The 13,139-nt window shown below is 64.2% G+C and carries 12 protein-coding genes; 4 read left to right on the top strand and 8 right to left on the bottom strand.

Annotation, left to right across the window (positions count from 1 at the left end):
• Positions 1 to 12: 12 nt before the first annotated feature.
• The 6 genes from FXB41_RS02145 to FXB41_RS02120 all read right to left on the bottom strand — a co-directional run bounded on the left by FXB41_RS02145 (position 13) and on the right by FXB41_RS02120 (position 4,904).
• The gene (locus FXB41_RS02145; protein ID WP_007597797.1) at positions 13 to 420 is read right to left on the bottom strand and encodes a YciI family protein; all 408 of its coding nucleotides are present in this window, start codon (positions 418 to 420) and stop codon (positions 13 to 15) included.
• Between the two features lie 124 nt (positions 421 to 544).
• Complete coding sequence (locus FXB41_RS02140) at positions 545 to 1,237, bottom strand: AprI/Inh family metalloprotease inhibitor (RefSeq protein ID WP_007597798.1); 693 nt, start codon at positions 1,235 to 1,237, stop codon at positions 545 to 547.
• Positions 1,237 to 2,226, bottom strand: coding sequence for a 2-hydroxyacid dehydrogenase (locus tag FXB41_RS02135; protein ID WP_219679119.1), 990 nt, complete (start codon positions 2,224 to 2,226; stop codon positions 1,237 to 1,239). The genes FXB41_RS02140 and FXB41_RS02135 overlap by 1 nt, the downstream gene beginning before the upstream one ends.
• On the bottom strand, positions 2,226 to 3,044 hold the full coding sequence (locus FXB41_RS02130; protein ID WP_007597800.1) for an ABC transporter permease: 819 nt from the start codon (positions 3,042 to 3,044) through the stop codon (positions 2,226 to 2,228). The genes FXB41_RS02135 and FXB41_RS02130 overlap by 1 nt, the downstream gene beginning before the upstream one ends.
• A complete protein-coding gene (locus FXB41_RS02125; protein WP_007597804.1) occupies positions 3,041 to 3,871 on the bottom strand; it encodes an ABC transporter ATP-binding protein in 831 nt (276 codons plus the stop codon). The genes FXB41_RS02130 and FXB41_RS02125 overlap by 4 nt, the downstream gene beginning before the upstream one ends.
• A 10-nt stretch (positions 3,872 to 3,881) precedes the next feature.
• The gene (locus FXB41_RS02120; RefSeq protein ID WP_007597806.1) at positions 3,882 to 4,904 is read right to left on the bottom strand and encodes an ABC transporter substrate-binding protein; all 1,023 of its coding nucleotides are present in this window, start codon (positions 4,902 to 4,904) and stop codon (positions 3,882 to 3,884) included.
• A 138-nt stretch (positions 4,905 to 5,042) separates the two neighbouring features.
• Between FXB41_RS02120 and FXB41_RS02115 the strand changes: the two genes are divergently transcribed.
• The 3 genes from FXB41_RS02115 to FXB41_RS02105 all read left to right on the top strand — a co-directional run bounded on the left by FXB41_RS02115 (position 5,043) and on the right by FXB41_RS02105 (position 8,630).
• On the top strand, positions 5,043 to 5,849 hold the full coding sequence (locus tag FXB41_RS02115; protein WP_219679117.1) for a creatininase family protein: 807 nt from the start codon (positions 5,043 to 5,045) through the stop codon (positions 5,847 to 5,849).
• Between the two features lie 139 nt (positions 5,850 to 5,988).
• Positions 5,989 to 6,252, top strand: a complete 264-nt coding sequence (locus tag FXB41_RS02110) for a hypothetical protein (RefSeq protein ID WP_219679115.1) — start codon at positions 5,989 to 5,991, stop codon at positions 6,250 to 6,252.
• A gap of 395 nt (positions 6,253 to 6,647) precedes the next feature.
• Positions 6,648 to 8,630: a carbohydrate porin gene (locus tag FXB41_RS02105; protein WP_219679176.1), complete on the top strand. Its 1,983-nt coding sequence runs from the start codon at positions 6,648 to 6,650 to the stop codon at positions 8,628 to 8,630.
• A gap of 7 nt (positions 8,631 to 8,637) precedes the next feature.
• On the opposite strand, the gene FXB41_RS02100 is transcribed toward FXB41_RS02105, so the two are convergent.
• Together FXB41_RS02100 and FXB41_RS02095 are read right to left on the bottom strand one after the other, a co-directional pair.
• Positions 8,638 to 9,369 carry a sulfite exporter TauE/SafE family protein gene (locus FXB41_RS02100; RefSeq protein WP_219679113.1) on the bottom strand — a complete coding sequence of 244 codons (732 nt, stop codon included), beginning with the start codon at positions 9,367 to 9,369 and terminating at the stop codon, positions 8,638 to 8,640.
• A 117-nt stretch (positions 9,370 to 9,486) separates the two neighbouring features.
• Positions 9,487 to 11,562 carry a methyl-accepting chemotaxis protein gene (locus FXB41_RS02095; RefSeq protein WP_219679110.1) on the bottom strand — a complete coding sequence of 692 codons (2,076 nt, stop codon included), beginning with the start codon at positions 11,560 to 11,562 and terminating at the stop codon, positions 9,487 to 9,489.
• Positions 11,563 to 11,803: 241 nt separating this feature from the next.
• On the opposite strand from FXB41_RS02095, the gene FXB41_RS02090 reads away from it, so the two are divergent.
• The gene (locus FXB41_RS02090) at positions 11,804 to 13,099 is read left to right on the top strand and encodes a hemolysin family protein (RefSeq protein WP_219679107.1); all 1,296 of its coding nucleotides are present in this window, start codon (positions 11,804 to 11,806) and stop codon (positions 13,097 to 13,099) included.
• Positions 13,100 to 13,139 lie beyond the last annotated feature (40 nt).

Below are 13,139 nucleotides of genomic sequence, written 5' to 3'. Positions count from 1 at the left end.
CGGAGTTGTCCATCAGGCGTGGGCGGCGACCCCTGCACGCGCGTTGACCTCACAGGCCACGTCCACGCCCGGCGTCGCGAATGCCCGCAATTCGCAGGTGCCTTCCCAGCCCGGCATGTGGTCGAGGTGCAACTGCATGAATTCCTTGGCCATCGCCAGGGCCTCGTCCTTGTCGCGCAATTCGAAAATGGCATAGCCGCCGATCACCTCCTTGGCCTCCACGAACGGGCCGTCGATGACGCTGAGCTCGCCGTCCGCGACATACACCCGCGCGCCCGTCGCAAGCGGCATCAGGCCGCCATTGTCGAGCATCCGGCCGGCCTTGATCTCCCGTTCGGAGATCCTTTGCATCGCCTCCGCCAGCGCCGGGGACGGCCCTGCCAGGGGCTTCGGGGAAGTAACGATGTACATGAAACGCATGCAAAACTCCTGTTGAGGCGAGACGCGGCCAGTTCGGCCGCGAAATCAGCTCGCTATTGGGATGACGATCCAGCCAGCGCCGGATCGACATCAGCAACGGGAAAATTGCGAGGCCGGGCGAACGCTACTGACGCAGCATGATCAGGGGATCGGCGGTATCGGGGACGCGCCGCCATTGCGCGTTGTCGTCGGCCTCGAACTGCCAGGCCTCACCGGCCTTCGACAGCAGGATGATCTGGCCGCGGTCGAGCCGCCATTGCGTCGGGTTGAACTGCGCGATCGCCGCATCGCATTTCGGCTTGAGGAAGACCTGGAAATTGTCCGGCCCGGCTTCCGTGTTGGTCAGCGTCAGCCCGCAGACCGGCTGGCCGTTGCCGCGCACGATCGACCAGTCGCCGATCATCTGGTCCATCGACTTTGCCATCGAGCGGGCGGCGGCAAGGTCCTGCAGGATGTAGACGCCCTCGCCCTGCCGCAGGCCCTCGAAGATGCCGGCCTCGACCTCGGTGAAGTCGATCACGGCTTCACCACTCGAATCCTGCAAGCGGACGATGTCGAGACCCCTGACGCTCCAGGCGACGATGTCCTTGGTGAAAGGCAGCGCGGCCTTGCAGGCCGGCTCCAGCTCGAGCTTGAAGCCTTGAGCGGCGGCGTCCGCCTTGAGCGTGACGACGCAGGTCTTGCTGCGCTCAGTGGTCGAGAGCTCCCACTGCCCGGGCATCTCCTTCTTCAGGGTCGTCGTATCCTGCGCCTGCGCGATGCCGATCGCGGCAACGCATGCCGCGATCACAGATGCTAGGACCCGAAGACCTCCCATCAGCGTCCCCTAAACGGCGTTTCCGCAACCGGCGTCAATGGCGCCTTGCCTGAGAACCAGGCCTTGAGATTGTCGACCACGAGCTGATCCATCGCGTTGCGCGTCACCACCGAGGCCGAGCCGATATGCGGCAGCAGCACGACGTTCTGCATGGTCTTGAGCTCGTCCGGCACGTTCGGCTCGGCCGCGAACACATCGAGGCCGGCGGCAAGGATGGTGCCGGACTTGAGCGCCTGGACCAGCGCCGGTTCGTCGATCACCGAGCCGCGCGCGACGTTGACCAGCACACCGCGCGAACCGAGCGCCTTCAGCACCTCGGCGTTGATCATCTTGTTGGTGCTGGCGCCACCGGGCACGATCACCATCAGCGTGTCCACTGCCTTCGCCATCTCGATCAGGTCGGGGTAATGCTTGTAGGCGACGTCCTTGGACGGATTGCGGGTGTGATAGACCACCGGCACCAGCGAGGCATCGAGCCGCCGTGCGATCGCCTGTCCGATCCGGCCCATGCCGACGATGCCGACCTTGCGGTCGCGCAGCGAGCCGACGCTGAGCGGATAGTTCTGGGTCTGCCAGAGACCGGAGCGCACATAACGGTCGGCCTTGATGAACTCACGCACCGTGGAGATCAGAAGGCCCATCGCGACGTCGGCGACCTCCTCGGTCAGCACATCGGGCGTATTGGTGACGATGATGTTGTGCTCGGCGGCGTATTTGGCATCGACGTGGTCGTAGCCGACGCCGAAGCTCGCCACCATCTCGATCTTGGGCAATTGCGACAGGGAACTCTTGTCGGCACGCACGGTGTGATAGGTCACTGCGACGCCGCGGATCTTTTCGCGGATTGCCGGCGTCAGCCGCTCGAGATCGCCCCGCGTCTCGGCCTTGTGCACGACGAAATGATCGGAAAACCCGTTCTCGAGGATCGGCCGGACCGGCCCATAAATCAGGAGGTCGATCTTTTCGGACGAAATCGAACCGGTGGTCATCAGTTGTCCTTTCCAAGCGCGCTCTCGTGCCAGCGCCGTAAAACGAGGTGGGAAACTAGCGCCAGCACCCCATAGATGACAATCCCGGCCAGCGACAACAGCAGCAGCGCTGCGAACATGCGGGGTATGTTCAAGCGGTAGCCGGATTCTGCGATCCTGTAGGCGAGCCCGGAGCCGGCCCCGGCCGTTCCCGCCGCAATCTCGGCCACGACCGCGCCGATCAGCGACAGGCCGCCGGCAATGCGCAGGCCGCCGAGAATATAAGGCAGCGCCGCCGGCAGCTTGAGAAAGCGCAGGGTCTGCTGCGGCGAGGCGCCATAGAGCTGGAACAGGCCCGCGAGGTTGCGATCGACCGAATTGAGCCCGAGCGTGGTGTTCGACAGCACCGGGAAAAAGGCGACGATGAAGGCGCAGACCACGACCGCGGTCTGCTGCTCCAGATAGATCAGCAGCAGCGGCGCGATCGCGATGACAGGCGTGACCTGAAGCACCACGGCATAGGGGAACAGCGATGCTTCCACCCATTTGGACTGGTTGAACAGCAGCGCCAGCGCGATGCCGCCGATACTGGCCGCGACAAAACCTTCAAGCGTGGTCAGCAGCGTCGCGGCGAGCGATTGTGACAGCACCGACCAATCCTTGATCAGTGTCACGAATATGACGGAGGGCGCCGGCAGCACGTAAGGCGGGATGTCCTTGATGCGGACCACGAGCTCCCAGGCGAGAAGTCCCGCCGCGAACACGATGACCGGCAGCACGAAGCGCACCGCGCGTTTTGCGCCGGACGGCTTCGCAGTGACGGAAGCTTGCGCGTTCATAGCGTCGACTGCCCCGCATAGGACGGCGCCAGCGCCGCCGACACTTTCCGGCAATAATCGGAATAGGCGACTGAAGTGCGAAACTCCTCGCCACGCGGCTCGACCGTCTCGATGCGGAAGTCGGCCTGGATGCGGCCCGGCCGCGCCGTCATGACCACCACGCGCTGCGACAGATAGACGGATTCGAACACCGAATGCGTGACAAAGATGACGGTCTTACCAAGCCGGCGCCATAGCGCGAGCAAATCGTCGTTGAGGCGGAAGCGCGTGATTTCGTCGAGCGCCGCGAACGGCTCATCCATCAGGAGGATATCAGGGTCGGTGACGAGCGCGCGCGCCAGCGACACCCGCATCTTCATGCCGCCGGAGAGCTCGCGCGGAAAGGCGTCGGCGAAATCGGCAAGCCCGACGCTTGCCAGCGCCTCGTCGGCACGCGCGCGCGCTTCCGCCTTCGGAACGCCTGCGAGCTTCAGCGGCAATCGCACGTTCTCGCGCACGCTGGTCCAGGGCATCAGGGTCGGTTCCTGAAACACGAAGCCGATGCCATGACCTGGTTGAACAAGACTTGGCTGCACCTTGCCCTCGCGACGCGCCAGCCTCACGATTCCGGACGACGGCGCGCTGAGCTCGGCAATCAACCGCAGCGCGGTGGATTTGCCGCAGCCTGAGGGGCCCAGCAGCGAGATGAACTCGCCCTTGCGCACCGCAAGATCGAGCGGGCCGAGCGCCAGCACGCCGTTATCATAGGTCTTTGTCACGCCGCGCAGGCTGACAGCCAGGGCCGTCAGGCCGGCCTCGACCCCCGCCGACGTTTGGACTGATGACATCGGCCTTGCGCTACGGCTTGCTCGGGCGCAGCTCGGCGCCGACGCCCTTGTTGACGAAGCGCAGCGTATAGGATTTGCGGAAATCGAGGTCCGCCTTCACCACGCCCGCCTTCACCATCTTGTTGAAGAAGGAGGTGTAGCGCTCGTCGCTCATCGCGCCGATGCCGTTCTTCAGCGAATCGCCGGAATCGACGATGCCGTACTCCTTCATCTTGGCGACAGAATAGGCGAGCAGCTCGTCGGTCATTTCCGGATTGAGCTTCTTGATCATGGCGTTGCCCGCGGAATTGTCGCGGTAGATGTAATTGTACCAGCCGACCATGGAGGCATCGACAAAGCGCTGCACCAGGTCGGGCTTCTTCTCGACCACGTCGCGGCGGCTCTCGATCAGGGTCGAATAGGTGTTGAAGCCGTAATCGGCGAGCAGCAGCACGTTGGGCTTGAAGCCGGCGGCCTTCTCGACCGCGAAGGGCTCGGAGGTGACGTAGCCCTGCATCGCGCTCTTGGGATTGGCGATGAAGGGCTGCGGATTGAAATTGTAGGGGCGAACGTTCTTCTCGCTGAAACCGTATTCGGACTTCAGCCATTGGAAATAGCTGGTCATGCCCTCCTTGGAGACGAACAGCGTCAGCGGCTTGAGGTCCTCGATCTTGGTGACCTTGGCATCGGGCTGCGTCAGCATCACCTGCGGATCCTTCTGGAACACCGCGGCGATCGTGACGACCGGGACGTTGTTGGCGACCGCGTCGAACGACATCAGCGTGTTCGCGGCCATGAAGAAATCGATCTTGCCGGCGATCAGGAGCATCCGGTTGTTTTCGTTGGGACCACCGGGAACGATGGTGACGTCGAGGCCGTATTTCTTGTAAGTGCCGTCGGCGACGGCCTGGAAAAAGCCGCCATGCTCGGCCTCGGCGACCCAATTGGTGCCGAAGGTGACCTTGTCCAGGGTCTCGGCGCGCGCCGGGACCACCGAGACGAAAGCGGCCATCAGACCCGCCGTTAAGGCTCGCCGCAGATGAGAGGGGCTCATGATGGGACTCCGTCGATCGCTTCTAGCCGATGTCCAAGCAACGCGATAAAACCGCAAGACATTCAGGGACGCGAGCCGGCCTGGCCCGCGTCCCCTGATACCCCAAATTACGCGACAAATTCGGGCAAAGAAACCTTGATGACGCCTTCCCGCGACTGGACCGAGATCCGCTGGGCCGATGCCAGCCCCGCCGAGGTGTCGCGCTGGATCGCAGTGCTGCCGCTGGCGGCGACCGAGCAGCACGGCCCGCATCTGCCGCTCGAGACCGACGTGCTGATCGCCGACACCTATCTCGCGCGGGTGCGCGAGCTGCTGCCCGAGAGCGCTCCGGCCAGTTTCCTGCCCGTTGAACCGATCGGGATTTCCACCGAGCATATCGACTATCCGGGCACGCAGACGCTGCCGACCGACATCGCGTTGAAAAAATGGACCGCGATTGGCGAAGATGTCGCGCGTCGCGGATTGAAGAAGCTCGTCATCATCACCAGCCATGGCGGCAACAGCGCGGCCATGATGCTGATCGCGCAGGATCTTCGCGCGCATCAGAAGCTGTTCGTGGTGACGACGTCGTGGTCGCGGTTGTCGGGCGCGGACAGCCTGTTCCCGGCCGACGAAGTGCGCCACGGCATTCATGGCGGCGCGGTCGAGACCTCAATCATGCTGGCGCGCTATCCCGATCAGGTACGCGGTGATGCGATCGCGGATTTTCCCGCGAGCAGCATCGCGATGGAGCAGCAATATCGCTGGCTGTCGACGCAGCGACCCGCACCATTCGCCTGGCAGGCGCAGGATCTCAACCCAAGCGGCGCGGTCGGCAATGCGACGCTGGCCGTGGCCGCGAAGGGCGAGCAACTGATCGACCAGGGCGCCCGCGCTTTTTGCGAGCTGCTTGCCGAGGTCGATAACTTCGACGTGAACAGGCTCGCCAAAGGCCCGCTCGGTTAGCGCTTATCCTGCTGGAATCATTCGGGAAAGATTCAAAGTCGAGCTCCGCTTTTGCCGGTTTCGAACCGGACGCGCGGAGCCTCCGTCCAACTCGGTACGCGGGCCACAACGGACCGCCTCAACCCGGATGGAGTTTCACATGTCGATCAAGACCAAGATTTTCGCAGTTGCCCTCACCGCGCTCACCCTGACCGGCAGCGTCGTCGCCACCACCTCGCAGGCGCAAGCCAAGCCGCTCGGCTGGGGCGTCGGCGTCGGCCTGGGCATCGCCACCGCCGCCGTCGTCGGCTCCGCGATCGCCGCCAGCAACGACCCCTATTACAACGGCTATCATCGCTGCGGCTGGGCCGCCCAGTGCAACGCCTACGGCCAGTACGTTGGCCGCGTTCGTACCTGCTTCTGATTTGAGTCCCTGAGGCCGATCTCACGTGGATCCCGCGTCCGACACGGGCGCCTCATCCACCCCGTGTCGTGCCCCCGACCCCGCCCGGATGTCCCCCCGGGCGGGGTCAACTGTTTTTGCGCCTCGGAATTTGTTGCAGTCCCGTCACAGAGCGGTGCGAACCATCCTCTGCGGCAATCCGCATCAGTTGCTATTGCGAATTAATCGCAATAAGGTTCGCAACAGGCTCAGGAGCTTGGGAAGAAATCGGGCCGGATCGAGATCATCTCGTTCGATCGCGGAGCACCTAATCCTGATGACAGGGTCGCCGCGAATCGGCAGGGATAGTGCGGCGAGTGGACACACTCGCTTTGGGGGCGTGCGTTTTGACGTTGAGGGGTCACCGTTACAGGTATTTGCGGACGGCCGCGGCGATTGCCTCGGGCGTCTTGGCTTTGCCCGCCGCCAGCCGCGCGGCTGATCTGCCGCTGAAGGCACCAGCGCTGAAGGCCGTCTATGACTGGACCGGCCTCTACATCGGTGCGCATGCCGGCTACAGCCTCGGCTCGTCGCGCTCCGCGCTGAACGACGGCACCGGCATCAACGACAGCGGCGTCTTCAGCGGCATGATCGGCGGCGTGCAGGCCGGCTACAATTACCGTCTCAATTCCGGCTGGCTTCTCGGCGTCGAAGGGGATTTTTCTTTTCCGAACTACATCACCTCCAACTCGATCGTTTCCGTCCTGGCGACACCCGCCAACACCGTCACGCAGCAATGGGACTACACCGCGAGCGTGCGCGGGCGCCTCGGCTACACCAGCGGTCCATGGCTGGTCTATGCCACCGGCGGCTTTGCTTGGATGGGTGAGCGCTATTTCGACACGCCAGCCGCAGGCGAAGCAGTCCCGAAAATCCTGAACACGCGGCCCGGCTGGATCGCGGGTGCTGGCATCGAATACGGTTTCGCGCCGCATTGGAGCGCACGGGTCGAATATCTCTACAGCCGCTTCGACGGCGGCAATGTCGCCTTCTCCACGGGCGCCCAATGCAATTCTTCATCGCTCGACTTCCAGTCGGTCCGGCTTGGCCTCAACCGCAAGGTCGATTGGCCGGGCATGCCGAGCTACAATCCCAAGAGCTCGGGAATCGGCTCGCTGATCGACACGGAATCGGATCGCTGGGAGATCCACGGCCAGAGCACGTATCTGCCGCAAGGCTATCCTTCGTTCCCCGCCCTCTACACCGGGCCGAACTCGCTCTCGCCATCACGGCAGGCCAAGGCGACCTGGAGCAACAGCCTGTTCCTGAACGCAAAGCTGTGGGACGGCGGCGAGGTCTATTACAATCCCGAACTGCTGCAGGGATTTGGATTGAACGACACCGTCGGTGCGGCCGGCTTCCCGAATGGCGAAGCGCAGAAGTCGAACTTTCCCTATCCGCATTACAACACCTCGCGCCTGTTCGTGCGCCAGACGTTTGGCTTTGGCGGCGAGCAGGAAGAGCTCGCGAGCGGCCAGTTGCAGCTCGGACAGAAGGTCGACGTTTCCAGGCTCACGGTGCAGGCCGGCAAATTCCCCGTGATCGACGTGTTCGACGGCAACGCCTACGCCAAGGACACCCGCAAGGACTTCATGAACTGGTCGCTGTGGGCGCCAGGCGCCTTCGACTATTCCGCCGACAAGGTTGGCCTCACCTACGGCGTCACCGCCGAGCTGAACCAAAAGCAGTGGGCGTTGCGCGGCGGCTACTTCCTGATGGTCGCCGAGTCCAATTCGAATCATTTCGACACCAGGGTCGGCGAGCGCGGCCAGTACGTGCTCGAGCTCGAAACGCGCTTCTCGCTGCTTGGCCAGCCCGGCAAGCTCAGGACCATAGGCTGGCTCGACAGCGCCAATATGGGCAGCTTCCGCGAGACGCTGAACAATCCGGCGCTCAATCTCGACATTGCGCAGACCCGGCGCGGCCGTCTGAAGTATGGCTACGTGCTCAACCTCGAGCAGGCGATCACCGAGGATGTCGGTCTGTTCGGCCGTTGGAGCTGGAATGACGGCAAGACCGAGACGCTGGCCTTCACCGACATTCACCGCAGCCTGTCCGGTGGTCTTTCGATCAAGGGCACGAAATGGGGCCGGCCCGATGACGTGATTGGCGTCGGCGGCGCCATCAATGCCATCTCGCAGGATTATCGCGACTTCCTGGCCGCCGGCGGCCTCGGTGTTCTTATCGGCGACGGCGCGCTCAACTACCGCCGCGAGCGCATCCTCGAAACCTATTACGCCTACGCGCTGAACAAGAGTCTCACCCTCACCGCCGACTACCAGCTCATCGTCAATCCCGCCTACAACGCCGACCGCGGCCCGGTGTCGGTGTTCTCGGGACGACTGCACGGCGAGTTCTGAGCGCGGCTCAGAACAACAGCGCGACGCCCGAGACGAACAGCAGCGCGAGCACGATCTTGCGGAACGCGGCCTCATCGATGCGGCCGAACAGTTTCAGCCCGAGCCACGTTCCCGCAAAGAGAAACGGCAGGCCGAGCGCGAACAGCTTTGCGGTCTCGAACGTCAGCGCTCCCTTGGTCCCCAGAAAGAGCGCCGCCGTGGCGAACACCACGACTGCTACGGGCTGGAACGTGGCGCGCTGGACGTCCTTGGGCAGACCGCGCAGATTGCACCAGATGGTGATGATGATGCCGGCAAGGCCGGTCAATCCACCCAGCAGGCCGTTGACGAAACCGATGGTCATTTCGGCGGACGGCGGCACGATGGTCGCGACCTTGAGTTTTGGCCTGAAGAACGCATGGAGGCTGTAGACGATCAGGATCGCTCCAACCGCGATGCGGACATTCTTGGGATCGGCCGAAGTCAGGAGTGACACGCCGACGGGCACGCCCACGACGGCACCGACCATGAAGGGCCATAGCCGGCGCCAGTCGAGCGCGCCGCGCAGCTTCCAGACCGAGTAGCCCTGAACCAGGAGGCCGAAGCCGACGATCAGGCTGGCGCTCTGAAGCGGCGTCAGCACGTAAAGCCACAGCGATGCCGCGACGAGGCCGAAGGCAAAGCCGGAGAGGCCGGCGACGAATGCACCGGCGAAGGTGGCCAACAGGAAAAGCGGTAGTTCGACTGTGATCCCGTCCATTGCTCGCTCCAAACGTCAGCGAGCAGCGCTTGCGTGGGATCACCACTTCACGGGGAGGCTGCGACATCCCCGGTGGTGCGAGCCTAGGTGAAGCCGCTTCCCTCGACAATGACCTTCTTAGGCGGCCCGGATCGCGTCCAGGAACTTCCCGACCTCGACCTTGAGGCGGCTGCTCTCGCCGGACAGCGACTTCGCTGACGCAAGCACGGTGGAGGAGGCCGATCCGGTCTGGCTCGCGCCGCGCTGCACGTCGACGATGCTGGCGGAGACCTGTTGGGTGCCGCGTGCCGCCTGCTGCACATTGCGGGAAATCTCCCGCGTCGCCGCGCCCTGCTCCTCGACCGCGGAAGCGATCGCCGATGCGATCTCGGACATGCGGGTGATGGTGTCGCTGATCGACTTGATGGCGCCGACCGAATCCTCCGTCGCGCTCTGAATTCCCGTGATCTGCTGGCTGATCTCGCCGGTGGCCTTGGCGGTCTGCTCGGCCAGCGCCTTGACCTCGGAGGCGACCACGGCGAAGCCGCGCCCGGCCTCGCCGGCGCGCGCCGCCTCGATCGTTGCATTGAGCGCCAGAAGATTGGTCTGGCCCGCGATCTGGCTGATGAGCTCGACCACGTCGCCGATCCGGCCGGCAGCCTTGGCGAGCTCGCCGACATAGTCGTTGGTCCGCGCGGCCTGCTGCACCGCTTCGCTGGCCACCCGCGCGGAATCCTGGACCTGACGGCCGATCTCGTCGACCGAGGACGCCATTTCCTCCGCGGCCGCGGCAACGGTCTGCACGTTGGTGGAGGCCTGTTCGGAGGCGGCCGCGACCGTCGCGGTGACCTTTTCCGATTGATCGGCGGTACTCGTCAGCGTTCCCGCCGACACTTCCAGCTCCGACGATGCCGACGACACAGTGTTGATGACGTCGCCGATCAACGCTTCGAAATCGCGCGCGATCTGGTCCATGCGCTGGCTACGCTGGAGCTTCGCCTCGGCTTCGACCGCGGCGGCCTCGTCGGCGGCCTTCTTGGCGGAGAGCGAGTCCTTGAAGTGCTGGAGCGAGCCCGCCACCTGGCTGATCTCGTCATTGCGGCCCGTCACGGGAATCTCGACCTCGTGCTGCCCAGCCGCAAGCGTTGCGATCACGTCCGCGAGCCGGCCCAGCGGCGTCACCACGCGCCGGCGCAGCATCATGGTCACGCCAGCGAGTGTCCCCAGCAACGCCAGCACCGCCACGCCCGCGAGCGCGAGCATCGCAAGCGCGCCGTCGCGCGCGGCCGAGGCGCGCTCGGCAGCTTCGACCAAGGCGGCATCGCGCACGCCGTAGAACATCTGGATGGCGGGTACGATGACGTTGGCCAACTCTTCGGCGTTGATGCCGTACTTGCCGTCGCCACGTGCCGCGGGCATCTCCTTGTCCACGATGAGCGCTGCTTTCCCGAAATAAGAATCCGTCGCCGCCTTCTGCGCGCTGGCGATGCGGGGCGGGCTTCCGAGCTGGTCGATGCCGGCCTCGATGCGCTCGCGGTCGGCCTCGACACGTCCCTGCATCCGATCCATCAGCGAGAATTCGACCGCCGTGAGCGGTCGGCGTGCGCTCAGCGCCGGCGACAGCGAGGCGGCGCGGCTACCGGCCGAGACGCGCAGATCCTGCGCCGTTCGCGCCAGGCTCAACAGTGCCGCAAGCGAGGAATCGGCATTGATGACCTTCGCTTCGAGCCGGTTCATGATCGGCTCGATATTGCCGATGACCTCGGCAACGCCCGGAAGGAAGCCCTTGATCGCAGCGCTGTCGCGCGTCGCCAGCGGAACGCTCATCGCGCGATCTGCCGCGGTGGTGATATCCTTGAGCCGCCGCGCGGTACGGTCCAGGTTTTCGATCATTGGCCCGGAATCATCCAGCACCATGATGGCGCGCCTTGCCCCCTCGAACGCGACATCGACCGCTTTCGCCGCCTTCGCGGCGGCTTCGATCTGGACCTGGGTCGCAGCGTTCTCCTGGAAAATCGGGGAAATGTAGGGGGCACGAAGGCTAGCAATGTGCTGACTGACCGTCAGGGTCGCACCAAAGGCGTTGACCGTCTTGATCGCGTCGGAGCGGTTCGCGAAGATGCGCGCCTGGGGTATCAGCACCTCGGCGCCAAGGATGACTGCAAAAACCGTCACCGTCAGCATCGACAGCGCAAAGAGCTTCCCGATCCGCATCTGATCCCCCGAATACATTCCTGCAAATGCCGAAAACTTAGCCGGTTGCCGCTAAGAGCCCGTTAAGCAACGGCATGCCCGTAGTTCCGCGGAGTATTGGGCTTCGAGTGCCTTCCGGACGGTGTCGCCGAAGTTCCTTCGCGATGCCGGATACGACAGAATCGTCGGCATTTCTCCCCCGAATACCTATATCAAGGCCTGTGTCGCCATCCGCGCCACACTCCATTACCTCGGAACATCAATGCTCTCCGCCGAACTCGCCATCGTCGTCGTCCTGATCGTCATCAACGGCTTGCTGTCCATGTCCGAGCTGGCCGTGGTCTCGTCACGTCCGGCCCGGCTGTCGATGCTCGCCGCCAAGGGCGTCCGCGGCGCCGAGCGGGCGCTGACGCTCGCGGCCGATCCCGGCAAATTCCTCTCGACGGTGCAGATCGGGATCACACTGGTCGGCGTCCTCTCCGGCGCGTTCTCGGGCGCGACGCTCGGACAGCGGCTGACGCAATGGCTGCTCGAGCTCGGCCTGTCCGCAGGAATTGCCGACATCGTCGGCGTGGGCCTGGTTGTCACGCTCATCACCTACGCCACCCTGATCGTCGGCGAGCTGGTGCCGAAGCAGGTGGCGCTGCGTGACCCCGAGAGCATCGCGGTCAGGGTTGCACCCGCGATGCACGTGCTTGCGAAGGTCTCGCTGCCGCTGGTCTTCCTGCTCGATCTCTCCGGCAAGCTGATCCTCACGCTGCTCGGCCATGGCGGCAAGTCCGAAGAGAAGGTCTCGGAAGACGAGATCCATCATCTCGTCAGCGAAGCCGAAAGCGCGGGCGTGCTCGAGTCAGGTGAAAAGGAGATGATCGCGGGCGTGATGCGGCTCGGCGATCGGCCGGTCGGCGCGATCATGACGCCGCGCACGGAGGTCAACGAGATCGACCTGAACGATACGCCGGAGAGCATTCGAGCGACCATCGCCAAGAGTCCGCATTCACGCTTTCCCGTCTCCGACGGCGACCGCGACAAGCCGATTGGCGTGCTCCAGGCCAAGGACCTGCTGGTCGCCTTCATGAACGAGCGCACGCCGGATTTGCGCGTGCTGGTTCGCGAGGCGCCGGGCATTCCCGCCTCGGCCGATGCCCGCGACGTGCTGGCGATCCTCAAGGCTGCGCCGGTGCATGTGGGCCTCGTCTACGACGAATACGGCGCCTTCGAAGGCATCGTGACGACGGCTGACATTCTGGAATCGATCGTCGGCGCCTTCCATTCAGAGGAAGGCCCGCCGGAACCGGCCTACGTCAAGCGCGCGGACGATTCGCTGCTGGTCTCAGGCTGGATGCCGGTCGACGAATTCGGCGAGCTGCTCGGCATCGAACTGCCGCCGCACCGCTACAACACCGTCGCCGGCCTCGTGCTGCAACAGTTCAACGTGCTGCCTGATGTCGGCGACGCCTTCGACTTCGGCGACTGGCACATCGAGGTGGTCGATCTCGACGGACGGAGGATCGACAAGATTCTCGCGAGCCGGCGGAGCGAAGTAGAAACGGGGTGAGCGAGCGGCGACGTGTTGAAATGCAGATCGCCGCACTAAG

Source organism: Bradyrhizobium canariense (assembly GCF_019402665.1).
GTDB classification, from domain to species: domain Bacteria; phylum Pseudomonadota; class Alphaproteobacteria; order Rhizobiales; family Xanthobacteraceae; genus Bradyrhizobium; species Bradyrhizobium canariense.
This window is presented reverse-complemented; position numbering and strand designations above follow the sequence as displayed.